General features: G+C 73.5%; 15 protein-coding genes. 9 read left to right on the top strand and 6 right to left on the bottom strand.

Going from position 1 to position 15,608, the window contains the following annotated elements:
- Nucleotides 1-24 precede the first annotated feature (24 nt).
- The 4 genes from MODMU_RS03855 (at nucleotide 25) to MODMU_RS03840 (ending at nucleotide 3,276) form a co-directional block, all read left to right on the top strand.
- Nucleotides 25-612 (top strand): rhodanese-like domain-containing protein, encoded by a 588-nt coding sequence (locus MODMU_RS03855; protein WP_014738861.1) that lies wholly within the window; start codon nucleotides 25-27, stop codon nucleotides 610-612.
- Nucleotides 613-658: 46 nt separating this feature from the next.
- Nucleotides 659-1,438, top strand: a complete 780-nt coding sequence (locus tag MODMU_RS03850) for a sulfite exporter TauE/SafE family protein (RefSeq protein WP_014738860.1) — start codon at nucleotides 659-661, stop codon at nucleotides 1,436-1,438.
- A 138-nt stretch (nucleotides 1,439-1,576) separates the two neighbouring features.
- On the top strand, nucleotides 1,577-1,834 hold the full coding sequence (locus MODMU_RS03845; RefSeq protein WP_014738859.1) for an SHOCT domain-containing protein: 258 nt from the start codon (nucleotides 1,577-1,579) through the stop codon (nucleotides 1,832-1,834).
- The gene (locus tag MODMU_RS03840) at nucleotides 1,834-3,276 is read left to right on the top strand and encodes a multicopper oxidase family protein (protein WP_014738858.1); all 1,443 of its coding nucleotides are present in this window, start codon (nucleotides 1,834-1,836) and stop codon (nucleotides 3,274-3,276) included. The genes MODMU_RS03845 and MODMU_RS03840 overlap by 1 nt, the downstream gene beginning before the upstream one ends.
- A gap of 163 nt (nucleotides 3,277-3,439) precedes the next feature.
- On the opposite strand, the gene MODMU_RS03835 is transcribed toward MODMU_RS03840, so the two are convergent.
- On the bottom strand, nucleotides 3,440-4,573 hold the full coding sequence (locus tag MODMU_RS03835) for an NAD(P)/FAD-dependent oxidoreductase (protein ID WP_041794928.1): 1,134 nt from the start codon (nucleotides 4,571-4,573) through the stop codon (nucleotides 3,440-3,442).
- A 430-nt stretch (nucleotides 4,574-5,003) separates the two neighbouring features.
- Here MODMU_RS03835 and mobF point away from each other — a divergent pair, with 430 nt between their 5' ends.
- Together mobF and MODMU_RS03825 are read left to right on the top strand one after the other, a co-directional pair.
- Nucleotides 5,004-8,621: a MobF family relaxase gene (gene mobF / locus MODMU_RS03830; protein ID WP_041794926.1), complete on the top strand. Its 3,618-nt coding sequence runs from the start codon at nucleotides 5,004-5,006 to the stop codon at nucleotides 8,619-8,621.
- A 170-nt stretch (nucleotides 8,622-8,791) separates the two neighbouring features.
- Nucleotides 8,792-9,910, top strand: coding sequence for a tyrosine-type recombinase/integrase (locus tag MODMU_RS03825; RefSeq protein WP_014738853.1), 1,119 nt, complete (start codon nucleotides 8,792-8,794; stop codon nucleotides 9,908-9,910).
- Between the two features lie 30 nt (nucleotides 9,911-9,940).
- On the opposite strand, the gene MODMU_RS03820 is transcribed toward MODMU_RS03825, so the two are convergent.
- From MODMU_RS03820 to MODMU_RS03810, 3 genes are all read right to left on the bottom strand, one after another.
- Nucleotides 9,941-10,732 (bottom strand): ABC transporter permease, encoded by a 792-nt coding sequence (locus MODMU_RS03820; protein WP_083869982.1) that lies wholly within the window; start codon nucleotides 10,730-10,732, stop codon nucleotides 9,941-9,943.
- A 102-nt stretch (nucleotides 10,733-10,834) separates the two neighbouring features.
- Nucleotides 10,835-11,434 (bottom strand): helix-turn-helix domain-containing protein, encoded by a 600-nt coding sequence (locus MODMU_RS03815; protein ID WP_014738851.1) that lies wholly within the window; start codon nucleotides 11,432-11,434, stop codon nucleotides 10,835-10,837.
- 58 nt (nucleotides 11,435-11,492) lie between these two features.
- The gene (locus MODMU_RS03810) at nucleotides 11,493-12,470 is read right to left on the bottom strand and encodes an isopenicillin N synthase family dioxygenase (RefSeq protein ID WP_041794925.1); all 978 of its coding nucleotides are present in this window, start codon (nucleotides 12,468-12,470) and stop codon (nucleotides 11,493-11,495) included.
- Nucleotides 12,471-12,570: 100 nt separating this feature from the next.
- On the opposite strand from MODMU_RS03810, the gene MODMU_RS03805 reads away from it, so the two are divergent.
- A complete protein-coding gene (locus MODMU_RS03805) occupies nucleotides 12,571-13,197 on the top strand; it encodes an HD domain-containing protein (protein ID WP_014738849.1) in 627 nt (208 codons plus the stop codon).
- Here MODMU_RS03805 and MODMU_RS03800 read toward each other — a convergent pair.
- Nucleotides 13,169-13,444 (bottom strand): DUF4031 domain-containing protein, encoded by a 276-nt coding sequence (locus tag MODMU_RS03800; RefSeq protein ID WP_014738848.1) that lies wholly within the window; start codon nucleotides 13,442-13,444, stop codon nucleotides 13,169-13,171. The genes MODMU_RS03805 and MODMU_RS03800 overlap by 29 nt on opposite strands.
- A 17-nt stretch (nucleotides 13,445-13,461) precedes the next feature.
- Here MODMU_RS03800 and MODMU_RS03795 point away from each other — a divergent pair, with 17 nt between their 5' ends.
- Nucleotides 13,462-13,800 carry a VOC family protein gene (locus MODMU_RS03795; protein ID WP_014738847.1) on the top strand — a complete coding sequence of 113 codons (339 nt, stop codon included), beginning with the start codon at nucleotides 13,462-13,464 and terminating at the stop codon, nucleotides 13,798-13,800.
- Nucleotides 13,797-14,792, top strand: a complete 996-nt coding sequence (locus tag MODMU_RS03790; protein WP_014738846.1) for a Gfo/Idh/MocA family protein — start codon at nucleotides 13,797-13,799, stop codon at nucleotides 14,790-14,792. Before MODMU_RS03795 ends, MODMU_RS03790 begins: the two co-directional genes overlap by 4 nt.
- Here the strand turns inward: MODMU_RS03790 and MODMU_RS03785 are convergent.
- Nucleotides 14,750-15,589, bottom strand: coding sequence for a DUF72 domain-containing protein (locus tag MODMU_RS03785; protein WP_014738845.1), 840 nt, complete (start codon nucleotides 15,587-15,589; stop codon nucleotides 14,750-14,752). The two genes, MODMU_RS03790 and MODMU_RS03785, sit on opposite strands and share 43 nt — an antisense overlap.
- Between the last annotated feature and the right edge of the window lie 19 nt (nucleotides 15,590-15,608).

The following is a 15,608-nucleotide window of genomic DNA, read 5'->3' as shown; positions in this document are numbered from 1 at the left end:
CGCCGCACTTCTTGAAGGACACCCATGACGCCCGCCCCTGACCGCCTCGACGCCCACACGGTCATCGACTGGATCCGCGACCCCGACGCCGTCACGGTGATCGACGTCCGCAGCCCGGCGGAGTTCGAGACCGCTCATGTCGCCGGCTCCTACAACGTGCCACTCACCCTGCTCGGGGAGCACGCCGATCAGTTGGCCGCCCGGCTGGACCGCCAGGTCGTGCTGGTCTGCGCCTCCGGGGCCCGCGCCGCGGAGGCCCGGCAGCGGCTGGCGGGAGTCGGCGCCGACCACGTCCACGTCCTGGACGGCGGCATCGGCGCCTACGCCGCGGCCGGCGGCGAGGTCGTGCGTGGGCGGGCCCGCTGGCCGATGGAGCGGCAGGTCCGCCTCCTCGCCGGCTCCCTCGTCGTGGCCGGGGTCGCCCTCGCCTGGCGCGCCCCGAAGGCCTCCCTGCTCGCCGGCGGCGTGGGCGCCGGGCTCACCGCCTCCGCCCTGACTGACACGTGCACGATGGCGCGCCTGCTCTCGGTGCTGCCCTACAACCGCGGGCCGCGCGAGCTGACCGCCGGCGAGATCCTCGGCCGGCTGCCGGGCGCGCAGCAGGCGGCCTGATGGGCAGCCGGCGCGGACGAGAGCCCACACTGCGGGACACGAGGTGATGGCCGCGGCGCTGGGTCTGGGCCTCATCATCGGGATGCTGCTGGGACTGCTCGGCGGCGGGGGTTCCATCCTCGCCGTTCCGGCGCTGGTGTACGGCGTGGGAATGCCGCTGGCAGCTGCAGTGCCGACGTCCCTGGTCGTCGTCGGAATCTCCTCGGCTACGGCGCTGATTCCCCGACTGCGCGAAGGCCAGGTGCAGTGGCGTCTGGCGGCCGTCTTCGGCGCAGCCGGTGCCGGCGCAGCCTTCGCCGGCGCGGCGGTCAACCGGCTGCTGGAGCCGCGGGTCGTCCTGGTCGGCTTCGCCACGATGATGGTCGCCGCCGGCGTGCGGATGCTGCGGGAGCAGACCACGGTCGGCGGCGACTGCGCACTCCCCGGTGGCGGCATCAACTGGCGCGGTTGCCTGCCCAAGGCCATCGGCTCCGGCGTGGTCGTCGGGTTCCTCACCGGCCTGTTCGGCGTCGGCGGCGGATTCCTCATCATCCCCGCGCTGGTGCTGCTCCTGGGCCTGCCGATGACCGTCGCGGTCGGCACCTCGCTGGTCATCATCGTGATCAACTCCCTGGCCGGGTTCGCCGCCCACGCCGGGGACGCCGCGCTGGACTACCGGATCGCGCTGGCCTTCACTGCGGCTGCGGTGGTCGGCTCGCTGGCCTCGGCGCGGGTGGCCTCCCGGCTGCCGGCGGAACGGCTGCGCCGCTGGTTCGCCTACCTGGTGTTCGCCGTCGCTGCGTTCGTCCTGGTCCAGGCGCTGATCAACCCGTCCGCGGCCGGTTGAGACCATCGACCGTCGGCGCGAGCAGCAGGGGGACGTGCGCCGCACCACGGCGGTTGCGACGCGGACCGCGAGATGGCACCCCGCACCGGGCGCCTGCCCGCATGTGGCCGAGCATGACGATGAGGACGAGGAGACATCATGATGGGGAACGGCATGGGCATGGGCTGGGGCTGGCTCTTCTGGCTACTGGTGCTCGTCGGGATCGTGCTGGTGATCGTCGTCGCGGTGAAGGCGGTCGGCGGCAGCGTCCGACGGGAAGGGAACACTTCCCGCGCGGAGGGCGGGCGGCCGGGCCGGAGCCGTGCCCGGAACGTGCTCGACGAGCGCTACGCCCGCGGCGAGCTGACCACCGAGGAGTACCGCGAGCGGCTGACCGCACTGGGGGAGAACCAGTAGTGCAGCCGATCAGCCGCCGCCGCGCCCTGCAACTGGGCGGGCTGGGCCTGCTCAGCGCCGTCGTCGGGGGCGCCGGCTTGACGTGGCAGTCGGCCGCCGGATTCGAACCGGCGCCCGGGCGCGCGCTGACCCAGCCGGACGTGCTTCGCAGCAGCGGCGGCCGTCTCCGGGTGACCCTGCGAGCGGCCCAGGGGCCGACCAGGGTCGCCGGCCGGGAGGCCACCACGCTGAGCTACAACGGCGGCCTGCCCGGGCCGACGCTCTACTTGCAGCCCGGTGACCGGCTGCAGGTGCGGCTGGTCAACGACCTCGGCGACCCGACCAACCTGCACGTGCACGGTCTGCACGTCTCGCCGCTGGACAACGGCGACAACGTGTTCATCGCCGTGCAACCGGGGGAGTCCTTCGACTACGACTACCAGCTCCCCGCCGACCATCCCCCCGGCGTGTACTGGTACCACCCGCACCACCACGGCATGGTCGCCGACCAGGTCTTCGGTGGCCTCTACGGCGCGATCGTCGTCGGCGACCCCGAGCGGGTGGCGGTGACCCGCGAGCGGGTACTGGTGATCTCCGACCTGTCCCTGGACGGGTCCGGCCAGGTCGCCGCGCCCCCGGCGATGGCGCGGATGGCCGGGCGGGAAGGGGAGCTGGTCCTGGTCAACGGCCAGTCGCGACCGGTGCTCACCGCCCGCCCGGGCGAACGGGAACGCTGGCGGATCGTCAACGCCTGCTCGTCCCGCTACGTGCGGCTGCGCCTGGACGGGCAGCAGCTGCAGCTGCTCGGCGTCGACTCCGGCCGCTACCCCGAACCACGCGACGTCGACGAGATCGTGCTGGCCACCGGCAACCGGGCCGACCTGCTCGTCACCGCCACTGCGGGGTCCAGCGTCCTGGAGTCGCTGCCCTACGACCGCGGCGGGATGGGCGGCATGATGGGCGGCGGCTCGACATCGTCCGGCGGCGGAGCGATCGCCCTGGCGACCCTGGACGTCGCGGGCGCCGCGGTGGCCGCACTGCCTCCCCTGGAAGCGCAGCCCGCTCCGCGTGACCTGCGCGGCCTGACCGTCGCCGGCCGGCGCGAACTGATCTTCGCGATGGGCATGGGCGGCGGGGGAATGCAGTTCACCATCGACGGCAAGGCGTTCGACCCCGCACGGGTCGACCAAGCCGTGCAGGTGGGCACCGTGGAGGAGTGGAAGCTGACCAACGCCTCCTCCATGGACCATCCGGTGCACCTGCACGTCTGGCCCATGCAGGTCATCGCCGAGGGCGGTCAGCCGCTCGACGAGGTCAGGTGGCGCGACGTCGTCAACGTCCCCCCGGGCGGCCAGGTGACGGTGCGCATCGCCTTCGACCGCTACCCCGGCCGCACCGTGTACCACTGCCACGTCCTCGATCACGAGGACGACGGCATGATGGGCGTCCTGACCGCGACCTGAACCATGGCGCTGATCTCCAACCGGACCCCACGAACAGAGGCGGCTCGCCCCGGTCGTTCGCCGGGACGGTTCTGCCCCGTTTCTCTTCAGGGGGGAGCGCGGCCGGGCGCCTTCTGCGTGTCCGCACCGATCGTCTGCGTCGGCCGGCCCGCGTAGGTGGTCGTCAGTCGCCGAACCATCGCTGTGCACGGACTGATCCGAAGCGCCGCTTCTCCTCGGCGACTTCGGCGGACGGGGCGGTGAACACTGCCGTGGGCTCCGCTCCGGACAGGAAGTCGACGTCGACCTTGGCGACGGTTCCGCCGCCGGTCTCGATGTAGCAGACCGCCGCTCCGCTGTACGGCGGCGGTTGGGGCCTCCCCTTGAGCGTGGCGAGCAGTACGTCGGCGAGTGTCGCTGCCTCCCCTTCGGCGATGGTCCCAGCTCGGGGGACGGGAGCGTTGGTGACGTCCCCGACCGCATAGACGGCGGGGAACCGGGTCGCGAAGGTGGCCGGGTCCACCGGGATCCAGCCGTCCTCGGTGAGGCCGGCATCGAGGACGACTGCGGGGGCGCGGTGTACGGGGACCGCCAGGAAGAGATCAAAGGGCAGCCTGCGGCCGTCGGCGAGGTGGGCCACCTTGGCTGCAGGGTCGAGACGCTCAACCTGGGACGACGGCCAGTGCTCGATGCCCCTCTCGGCGAGCATCGACACGATCGCCGCCGAGGTTTCCTCTGACACCGGGATCGGCGACCCGAGCGGGTTGACCAGGTGGATGGTGACGGCGTCGCGCACGCCCCGCTCACTGAGGTAGTCATGGAGCATCAGCGCGGCCTCATTGGGTGCCGGCGGGCACTTGAAGACCGGGCCCAGTACCCCGATGACGGCGACGCCGGCCTGGAAGGACGGCAGCACGTTCGCGACGCTTTCGGCTCCTTGTGTGGAGTAGAACTCGTGGCCGCCTTCCACGAGTCCAGGGGTGGCGCCCGGATCGAGGTCGGCTCCGAGCGCGACGACGAGAATGTCGGCGTCGTACGTCGCCCGATCGGTCCGGACACGCCGGGCCTGCGGGTCGATCGACAGAACGGTCTCCTGCCGGAACTGCACATTTGGCTTGGCGATGTCCCGGTAGAACAGGCGCACCTCGTCCGGACCGCGCCTACCGAACATAACGTCGAGCTTGGCGAATCCGAAGATGAACGAGTCGTTCTGATCGATGAGCGTGACGCGAACGTCGTCGGCGAGGTCTTCGGCGAGCCGAGCCGACAGCTCCAGCCCGCCGAAGCCGGCCCCCAGGATCACAACATGTGCAGCCACGATCAGACGCTACCGCCTCGTGGCGAGGCGCAAACGGGGTGCGCAGCAGGAGCGGGACCCGGTCACTGCCCCGTCAGGGTCGATCACTCGACCTTCCAGCTCGAAGCCCCGATGGCGTCGGGTTAGATCGTCCAGCGTCCGGGCCTGACAGTCGGGTGCTTCAGCCGCATGCCCGCATACGCCCGATCCAGCGTCAATGCATCCCGCCGTCGCTACTTGATACTCCGATCAAGGTCCGTCTCGCAGTCAATGGCAATCAACTGCAACCCCCGCCATTCAGCCCTTCGCTGAAGGAATGTCATCCCTTCACTAGAGAACGGCACGCATGCTACCTTCACGGGTAGTTCGGGCCCCGTTTCGCGGGGCCCATCGCCGTTTCTAGGGGTGACCTGTTGGTCATTATTGGGTGGCGTTGAAAATGCACGGGGGAATGAAGGTGTACGTCGGCGACCCGACAGCCGCCCGCGCTTATGTGGAGGCCGACCGGGGTCGGGCCGATGACTACTACCTGGCCGAGGGCACCGGCTTCGCCCGCCGCTTCACCGCCACCGACGCCCGCGTGACCGAACTGGTCCCGCTGACCGGCGACGGCTACGAGACCTGGGTTGCCGGCCGCGACCCAAACACCGACCAGCCGCGGGGGCAGCTGCGCGACGACGACCGGGCGGTGCGGTTCGTCGAGGTGGTCGTCAACGGCCCAAAGACCTGGTCGCTGGCCGCCGCACTGCATCCGGACATCGCCGCCGCGTACGAGGCGGCGCAGGACCGCGCGGCCGAGCAGATCATCGGCTGGCTCTCGCAGCACGCCACCACCAGGCTCGGCCCGCGCGGCGGGCAGGTGCAGGTGCCGCTGCAGGTGCTGGAGGCGGCCACCGTGCGGCACTACACCTCCCGCGCCAACGATCCGCACTGGCATCTGCACCTGCAGCTGCTGGCCCGGGTGTTCGCCGCCGAGAAATGGCGGGGCCTGCACACCGTCGGTGTCCGGGATTCGCTGAATGCGATCAACGGGATCGGGCACGCGGCGATGGCGTGTGACCCGGAATTGAACGCCGCGTTCGCCGCGCACGGCTACACGAAGGACGCTACTGGAGAAATACAGGAGCTCGCCGACTACGTCGGCCCATTCAGCGCGCGAAACGCACAGATCGCCCGGAATGTGGACCGCTACGAAGCCGAATGGACCACCACGCACCCCGGCGAACGGCCAGGCCCGGCGCTGCGCCGCGCCTGGGACGCCCGCGCCTGGGCCGACGGCCGCCCGGACAAGGTGGTGGCGCAGCCCGGGGTGACCCTCGAGGAGCGGTGGCGGGGGCAGCTGTCGGGGCTCGGCTACCGCGGCCCGGCCGGTCCCGTGGACCTGACGCCCATCCCGGTCGGCGCACTCGATCGAGAGGAGCTGGTGCAGCGCGCGTTGGCCCGGCTGGCGGCGGGCCGGTCGGCGTGGAACGCCGCGGACGTCCGCGGCGAGGTGGAGCGGCTGATCGCCGCGGCGGGCGTCGTCGTGCAGGCGGCGGCGCGGATCGAGCTGGCCGAAGATGTCGCCGCCCGCGCGATGGACCGCTGCCTGCCGCTGCTGGACCGCGACGGCGTCCCCGAGCACATCCGGGCCTGGACCTCGGCGCCGGTGCTCGCCGTTGAGGCCGAGCTGGCCGCCCGCCTCGCCGCCCGGGTCACCGAGCGCCCGGCCGGCGTCCCGGACACCGACCCGACACCGCCCGTCGACGTCGCAGTCGGTGCCGCGCGGCTGGATCCCGGGCAGGCCGCGGCGGTCGCCGCACTGGCCGGCCCGCGGTCCCTGGTGGTGATCGAGGGCGCGGCCGGCGCCGGCAAGACGACCACGCTGGCCGCCACCAGGAACCTGCTCGACCAGCAGGGCCGTCGGCTGGTGGTCGTCACCCCGACGCTGAAGGCGGCCAAGGTCGCCGCCGCGGAGGTCGGCGCGGTCGCCGGATCGGCGGCCCGGCTGGCCTTCGAGTACGGCTGGCGCTGGAACGCCGACGGCGGGTGGACCCGCCTCGCCGTCGGCCACACCGACCCGGTCACCGGTCGCGCCTACGCCGGGCCGGCCGAGGGGGCGCGGCTGCGGGCCGGCGACCTGCTCGTCGTGGACGAGGCCGGGATGCTGGATCAGGACACCGCCCGGGCCCTCCTGACGGTCGCCGACGAGTGGCGGGTGCACCTCGCCCTACTCGGGGACCGGCACCAGCTTGCGGCGGTCGGGCGCGGTGGCGTCCTCGACCTCGCCGCGGCCCAGGTCGACCCGGCCGAGCACCTGACCCTGGTCGGGGTGCACCGCTTCACCCGCACCGACGCCACCGGTGCCACGACACCGGATACCGACTACGCCGAGCTGACCCTGGCGATGCGCGCCGGCGCCAATCCCGGGGCGGTGTTCGACGCGCTCCTGGCCCGCGGGCAGATCCGGATGCACCCCGACACGCAGGCGCTGCGCGAGACGCTCGCCGCCGGCGCGGCCGACTGCTACACCGCGGGCGAGCGTGTGGCCGTGGTGGCCGCCACCCGCGAGCAGGCCGCCGCCCTCAACGCCGCCATCCGCGACCGGCTCGTCACCGACGGCCGGGTCGACGACCGGCGCGTGGTCGCCACCGGGGCCGGAGAGCGGATCGGGGTCGGCGACCGGATCGCCACCCGCCGCAACGACCGCCACCTGCAGGTCGCCAACCGCGACGTGTGGACGGTCACCGCCGTCGACCGGGACGGCGGGTTGCTCGTCACCCCCGACGGCACACCGCACGTCACCCCCGCCGGGACAGGGGCGCGGGTGCTGCCCGCCGACTACGTCACCGCGCACGTGGAGCTGGCCTACGCAACCACCGCGCACGGCACTCAAGGCGACACCGTGACCGCCGCCCATTTGGTGGTCGGCGAGGACACCGGCGCGGCCGCGGCCTACGTCGGGATGACCCGGGGCAGGGAGGCCAATACCGCCCACCTCGTCGCGGGCGACCCCGCCGAGGCGCGGGAGCAGTGGCTCGCGGTCTTCGCCCGCGACCGCGCCGATCTTGGCCCGGCGCATGCCGCCCGGCTGGCCGCCGCCGAGGCCACCCGCTACGCCACGCCCCGACCGCTGGAACAGGCGCTCGCCGACCTGCACTCCGCGTGGACGGCCGAGCAGCGCTGCCTGGACCGGCTCGCCCACGACCTGCCGCGCCGGGACGCGCTGCGCGAGATCGTCGCGCTCGAGTCCGCCCACGCCGACCGGGCCGCCGCGCTCACCGAGGCATATCGGCAGACGGGAATCGAGGCCCGCCACGCCACGGCGCGGGCCGACGCCGGCGGCGCGGTCGTCACCGCCGGGACCGACCGGATCCGCGACACGCTGCTCGGCAACTGGGATACCGGGCGGGACGCCGCCCGCCAGGCCGCGCAGGTCGTGCTCGACGGTCCCGGCCGTCTCCGGCTTCGGCAGGGGGCGGTGAACCGGGCCGGCGAGCAGCTGGTCGACTGGGCGGACGCCTGGCGGCCCTCCCTGCCTGGGATGCCCACCGACCTGCAGCAGATCGCGCGCCTGGCTGACCGGGCCGACGACCTACCGAAGCTGTGGACTGCTTTCGACCAGTACGCCCGCCATCACGCCGAACACGCCCACCCGGAACACGCTGAGTCGCGCGCGACCGCAGCCACCGCCCAGGAGACCCACCGGCACGCCGGAGCGGCGGTGGCCGACGCCCGCCGTCAGCACGAGGACCGGCTCGCCTGCTTCGGACCCCTCGCCTGGACCCTCGACCCGGCGGAGCGCATGTCCGACACCGACCGGGACATCGCCGCCACCCGCACCGAACTGGCCGCCATCCGCGCGCGCATCGCGCGGCTGACGGCCGAGCCGGCCCTCCTCACCCAGCCGGCCGACCGCCTCATCCACGAGCGGGACACCTGGCGCGCACACCAGAACGCCGACCCGACCTCACACCGATCGGCCGCCCCGCTGCCGACTGCCCCCGAACCGGGTGTTCGCCTCCCGCGCCCCGAGGACCTCGCGGCACTCACCCGGCGCACCGCCGCTGGTCCAGGCATCGGGCGATGAGATCTACCCGTGGCGCCCGGCCAGCGACGCGGAGGCGTGTTGTGCCCGGCAGGCGGATCCGACGTTGGGCGGCACGCTCGCGCCCGGGGATGACAGCGTTCCAGTCAGTGGCCAGGCCCACACTGCGGTGCCAAGAGCCCCAGGGCTCGACGAGATGGAGGCGATGAACGGTGGCGTCAATCGCGAAGAGACCCGACGGGACCTACCGGCCGCGATACCGGGACGAGAACGGGAAGGAGCACGCCCGCCACTTCAAGCGAAAGGTCGACGCCCAGCGGTGGCTCGATGAGCAGACCGCGGCGATAGTCACCGGCGACTATGTCGACCCGGCGGCGGGGAAGATCACTTTCAAGGTCTGGTACAAGGCGTGGTCCGGCCGACAGGTATGGGGGCGCGGCACGACGCTCGCCGCTCAGCAGGCGGCCGACTCGGTGACGTTCGCTGATGTGCCGATGCGCCAGATCCGTCCCTCCCATGTGCAGCAGTGGGTCAAGGTCATGTCCCAGCCGGCGAGTAGCCGTGCGTCCGGGCTCGCCCCCAGCACGATCCGGACCCGCTACAACTATGTCCACATGGCGATGCGGGCCGCCGTCGTCGACCGGATCATCAAGTCGGACCCGTCGGCCGGCGTGCCGCTGCCACGGGCGCGCAAGGCGTCGGCGGCCATGACGATCCCCGCCATCGAGGAAGTCGGGAGCGCACTCAGCGTCGCACCGGCGTGGTTCCGGCCGTTCATCGCCGTCTGCGCCTTCGCCGGGCTCCGGTTGGGCGAGGCGGCCGGGCTGCGGCTGGAGGACGTCGACTTCCTGCGTCGGACCATCGCCGTCCGGCGGCAGCTGCAGGGCGAGAACCGATCGACAACCGAGCTCGTGGCGCCCAAGTTCGGCTCCGAGCGGGTGGTCTACGTCCCGGCGGAGCTGGTCGATCTGCTGGCTCGGCACGTGCAGCGAGCGGGAACCCAGCAGGGTGACTGGATGATCGCCAATGTCGGGCAGCCGTTGAACCGGAACTCGGCGGGCCACCAGTGGCGGGAGGTCCGCAAGGCGGCCGGGCTGGGCGGGTACACGCTGCACGACCTGCGGCACTTCTACGCGAGCGGGCTCATCGCGTCGGGATGCGATGTGGTGACCGTGCAGCGCGCGCTCGGGCACTCCTCGGCGACGATCACGCTCGGCGTCTACTCCCACCTCTGGCCCACGGCCGAGGACCGCACGCGCGCCGCAGCGGGCGACCTCATGGCCGCCGCGCTGGGCGCTTCTGCGGACTCCTTGCGGACCAAGGGACTCTGACGAGCCGCTGACCAGCAGAGACGCGAAGAATCAGCGGTAGATGTCGATCTGCAGGCCGATGCCGGGCTTCCCCTGGCGGAAGAAGAAGTCCGCGACGATCGACCCGACGACCGCCATCCCGGCGGAGATCCGCAGCCCGGCGAAGGTGGCCGGCAGCGCCGCCGGCACCTGCAGCTTGCGCAGCCGGACGAGCCGCCCGGCGCCGTGCAGGCTGAACAGGTCGTGCATCTCCTCGCTGGCCGAGTGCAGCCCGAACAGCGTGTTGGTGATGATCGGGAACAGGCAGATGAGGACGACGACGACCAGCCGGCTGCCGAACCCGTAGCCCAGCGCGAACGCGATGAGCGGCACCAGGGCGAGGATCGGGATGCTCTGCAGCGCGACCGCGTAGGGGTAGACGGCCGCCTCGACCCACCGTGACTGGCTCATCAGCATGGCGAGCAGCAGGCCGAGCACCGCGGCCAGCGCGAGCCCGGTGAGCGCCACCTGCGCGGTGGTGGCCAGCGGGCCCAGCAGCTCGACGAACGAGTCGCCGTCCAGGAACGCCTGCCGCACCACCTCGTGCGGAGGCGGCAGGATGAACTGCCGGCGGGGCTCCAGCACGACCAGGCTGACCAGGTACCAGAGGCCGATGACCACCAACCCGAGCAGCGCCGGCACGAGCACGCGGGCCAGGCCACCGGACGGTCCCCCGGAGCCGCCCTCGGCGCGCGGCCGGCGACCGGGCGCCGGTCGACCGCCCGGGGCGGCGGGCCCCCCGCCGGCTGCAGGCGGGACGGCGCCCGCCGTGCGGTCGGCGACCTCCTGCGACGTCCCGGTCACGACCACCTCCGAGCACGGACCGACATTGACCACACCAATATCAGCCCGGCGTGTTTCCGCCGCGTTGCCGCCAGGTTGGTCTTCGGTTCCGTCCCGCCCCGCTCAGCCGGGGTGGTCCTCGGCGCCACCCTGGACGACCAGCACGGTGGCCGGCGTCCGGCCGGTCAGCCGGAACCGGTGCGGCACCTCGCCGGCGTAGTACAGCGAGTCCGCGGCCGACAGCTGGTGCCGCCCCTGGTCGCCCAGGTCGACCTCGATCCGGCCGGCGACGACGTAGAGGAACTCCGCGGCGGGGTGCTGGAAGAAGTCCGGGAAGTCCCGGTGGGTCACCCGGAACTCCAGCGGCAGCAGCGCCGGGCTGCCCTGGGCCAGCGCCCGGGTGCTGCCGCCGTCGTGCTGCACCGTCGTCCCCGCGCCGGCCCGGACGACGCTGAACCGCGCGTCGCCCGAGGGCCCGGCGCCGGCCATCAGCGCCGGGGTGGTGGTGCCCAGCGACCGGGCGATCCGGTGCAGCGAGCCCATGCTCGGCCGGGCCAGCCCGCGCTCGACCTGGCTCAGGAACGGCTGGGAGAGCTCGGCCCGCTCGGCGAGCTGCACCATGGTGAGGCCCTGGGCCCGGCGTCGCTCGCGGATCCGCCCGCCGAGCGCCACGCCGAGCTCGTCGTCCACCGGGTCTGGCTCGGGTGACGGCACGTCGGGCATGCCGGCGATCCTGCCCGCTGGCCGCGGGCCGGTGCGCGTCGAGGTGGGGCCCACCCGGTCAGGCGACGGTCGCGGCGCGTTCCCGCTCCAGCAGGTAGTCCCCGGCGGTCACCGGCTCGTACCAGGCACCCCCGCCGACCGGCGGTGCGAACGGCTCCACCACGGCGGTCACGTCGGTCTCGAAGAACATGATCAGCGAGATGAGCTCCTCGTCCGGGGCGTCGGCCGACGGCGGCAGCACCCGGTGCCGGGTCGAGCGCCAGCGGTCGCCGGTCCAGCGCGCGAGCAGGTCGGCGATGTTGACGGTGAACGCGTCCGGCACGAACGGGGCGTCGGTCCACTCGCCGTCCAGCCCCTGCACCTGGAGGCCGCCGTAGCCGGGCTGCCGGTCGAGGATGGTGAGGACACCCCAGTCGGTGTGCGGCCCCACCCGGTACTGACCCTCCAGCGGCGTGCCGGTGTCGGCCAGCGAGGGGTAGCGGTTGATGTTGAAGGTGAAGGGCGCGTCCCGGGACCGCTCGGTGAACCAGCTCTCCTCGAGCCCGAGGGCGAGGGCGCACATCTGCATCAGGTCGAGGTACAGCTGCCAGGTGACGGCGGTGTACTCGGCGCACAGCTGCTCCAGCTCGGGGACCTGCGGCAGCCAGACGTTGGCCGGGAACCACTCCTCGTCCAGCGCGGCGTCCCCGGTGCGGTGGTCGCGGCCGGAGGTGAGCGTCTCCTTGAGGTCGGCGCGGGCGGCGTCGGGCTCCTCGCCGTAGAAGGCGTTGGCCTCCATGCCCTTGGCGATCCACCCCCGCCCGCCGGGCGCGCAGCGGTAGGGCTCCTTCTCCGCCGGCGCCAGGGCGAAGAAGCGGCGGGCCGCAGCGCGCAGCCGGTCGCGCAGGTCGGCGGGGATGCCGTGGCCGGAGACGAGGAAGAAGCCCGAGTCCTGCATCGCCCGGTCCAGCCGCGACGCCAGGGCGGCCCGCTCGGACGGGTCGCCGGTCCGCCACCGTCCCACGTCGATGAGCGGGATGTCCGGTGTCGCGGTCATGCGGGCGGTCCTCTCTCCGGCGGTCTGGCCCACCTGTTGTAACGGCCGGCTGTGCCAGCGGTGGGTCGGTGGTGTTGCGAGCCCGTGCCAGACTCCCGGCGTGGCCGGGGTCGACTTCGCGGGGTGGACAGCGCTGGCCGGGGACTCCCCCACCTCCCGCACCGAGTGGGCCGCCGTCGTCGGCGCCTGGAGCGAGCCGCACCGCCGCTACCACGACCTCGCGCACCTGGCCGCGGTCCTCGGCATCGTCGACCAGCTCGCCGCGGCGGCTCCCGACCCGGCCGCCGTCCGGCTGGCCGCCTGGTACCACGACGTCGCCTACGACCCGCTGCGCAGCGACAACGAGGAGGTCAGCGCGGCACGCGCGCGGATCGGCCTGCTCGGGCTGGTGGAGGAGGCGAGGGTCGCCGAGGTCGAGCGCCTGGTGCTGCTCACCGCCGGCCACGACCCGCAGCCGGACGACGCCAACGGCGCCGTGCTCTGCGACGCCGACCTCGCCGTGCTGGCCAGCCCGGCGCCGGCGTACGCGGCCTACGCCTCGGCGGTCCGCGAGGAGTACGGGCACCTCTCCGACGACGCGTTCACCGCCGGCCGGATCGCCGTCCTGGAGCACCTGCTCGCGCTGCCCGCGCTGTTCCGCACCCCCGCGGCGGCCGACCGGTGGACCGCCCCGGCGCGCGCCAACCTGGCCGCCGAGCTCAGCCTGCTGCGCGCGCGTTCTTCCTGAGCCGCAGCCCGGCCGCGAGCAGCCGCTGCAGCAGCTCGCGGCTGCCGACCGCCTCCGCCCCGGCGGCCACCGCCACCGCGTAGAGCTCCTCGGGGACGTCGTAGTGGTCGCCCTGGAACGCCCGGCGCGGCATGCCCAGGTGCTCGGCCACGAACGCGTGCAGCTCGTCGTAGTCGGTGTCGCTGACCAGGTGCGACCAGCGCCGCCCCCGCCACGGCCAGACAGGGGTGTCGATCAGCAGTGCCACCGTGCCAGTCTGCCCGCATGAGCTCCGAGGTGCGCGCCTCCCCGGTCCTGCCGGTCACCGACCTGGACCGGGCGCTGGCCCACTATGCGGCCCTGGGGTTCACCACCAGCCGGCACGACGACACCTACGGCTTCGCCGCCTGGTCCGGCCTGGAGCTGCACCTCACCCTCGACCCGGACGCCGCCGGCGCGGAGGTCTACCTGCACGTGCCGGACGCCGACGTGGTCGCCTCCTCGTGGGCGGGCCCCGGGACGACGACGCCCACCCCCAAGGCCTGGGGCGTGCGCGAGGGCAGCCACGTCGACCCGGACGGCAACCTGCTGCGGTTCGGGTCCCCGCTAGCGTCTGAGGGGTGACCGAGGAGATCCGCTGGGGAGTCGTGGGGCCGGGCCGCATCGCGGAGAAGGTGGTCGAGGACTTCGCCGTCGTCGACGGGGCCCGGGTGGTCGCGGTCGCCTCGCGCTCGCTCGACCGCGCGCAGGGCTTCGCCGCCCGGCACGGCATCGAGCGGGCGCACGGCAGCTACGCCGACGTCCTGGCCGACCCCGGGGTCGACGTCCTCTACGTCGCGACCCCGCACCCCCAGCACCACGCGATCGCGCTGGGCGCGCTGCGCGCGGGCAAGGCGCTGCTGGTCGAGAAGGCGTTCACCGCCACGGTCGCCGGTGCCCGCGAGGTGGTCGAGGCCTCCCGGGAGACCGGCGTCTTCGCGATGGAGGCGATGTGGACGCGGTTCCAGCCGGCCGTCGTCCGGATGCGCGAGCTGATCGCCGACGGCGCCATCGGCGAGGTGCGCTCGGTGCAGGCCGACCTCGGCGTGCAGCGGGAGTTCGACCCCACCGACCGGCTGTTCGCCCTGGAGCTCGGCGGCGGCGCGCTGCTGGACCTGGGCGTCTACGTCGTCTCCTGGGCGCAGATGCTGCTGGGGGCGCCGGACACCGTCACCGCGGCCGGGTCCCGTTTCCCGACCGGCGTCGACGCGGAGGCCTCCCTGCTGCTCGGCTGGGCCGACGGCCGCTCCGCGACGCTGACGACCTCGCTGCGCAACGCGCTGCCCGGGCAGGCCCGGGTGTTCGGGACGGCGGGCTGGATCGACGTGCTCCCCCGCTTCCACCACCCGCAGACGATCGTGCTGCACCGGGCCGACGCCGACCCGGAGGAGATCACCGTCCCCCAGCTCGGGGCGGGCTACGCGCACGAGCTGATCGAGGTCACCGAGTGCCTGCGCGCCGGGCGGACCGAGAGCGCGGTGATGCCGCTGGCCGACACCCTCGCCGTCCAGCAGGTGCTGGAGGAGGCCGCCGGTCAGCTGGGCGTCACCTTCGCCGAGGACACCGCCGTCCTCTGACCCGCCTTCGGCGGTGGCTTCGGCGGCCAGGCGGCGCCGCTGGCCTGGGCCATCGTCGGCACCCGGGTGTGCTCCTGCCCCGCGGCGCGGACGGCCTCGGCGAAGGTGACCGCGTCGACGGTCGCCGCGCCACCCGGGTCGTTGTTGAAGTAGACGAGGACGTCGTCGCCGGCGTAGGTGTCGGCGAGGCGCTCGGCCCACCGCTGCAGCGCCTCCGGGCGGTAGCCCCAGCCCTCGGCCCCGGTGTGCAGCCGCAGGTAGCCCCAGTCCGCGGTGCGCCACAGCGGCGCCACCGGCTGCTCGGCGCGGTCGGCCCAGCACAGCGCGGCCTGGTAGCGCTCGAGCAGCGCACGGACCTCGTCGGTCCACCAGCTGTCGTGCCGCGGCTCCACCGCGACCCGGGTGCCGCTCGGGAACCGCCCGAGACACGCGCTGAGCAGGTCGACGTCGGCCTTGAGGGTGGGCGGGAGCTGCAGCAGGACGACGTCGAGCCGGTCGCCGAGCCCGGCCGCGCGCTCCATCAGCCGGTCGACCGGCTCCTCCGGCTCGCGCAGCCGCTTGATGTGGGTGAGGTAGCGCGACGCCTTCACCGCCCACCGGTAGTCCGGGGGCGTGCGCTCGCGCCAGGCCTGGAAGGTGGTCAGCTCGGGCAGCCGGTAGAAGGCGTTGTTGCTCTCGACGGTGGCGAAGTGCGCGGCGTGGTGCTCCAGCCACAGCCGCTGCGGCAGCGCCGGCGGGTAGAAGCGGCCGCGCCAGTCGCGGTACTGCCACCCCGACGTCCCGATCACCACGGTCACGCCGACCGCCTACCCTGCT

The sequence above is a fragment of the Modestobacter italicus genome, assembly GCF_000306785.1.
Lineage (GTDB): Bacteria > Actinomycetota > Actinomycetes > Mycobacteriales > Geodermatophilaceae > Modestobacter > Modestobacter italicus.
The sequence above is the reverse complement of the archived record's forward strand: the minus strand, read 5'-3'. Positions and strand labels throughout refer to the sequence as shown.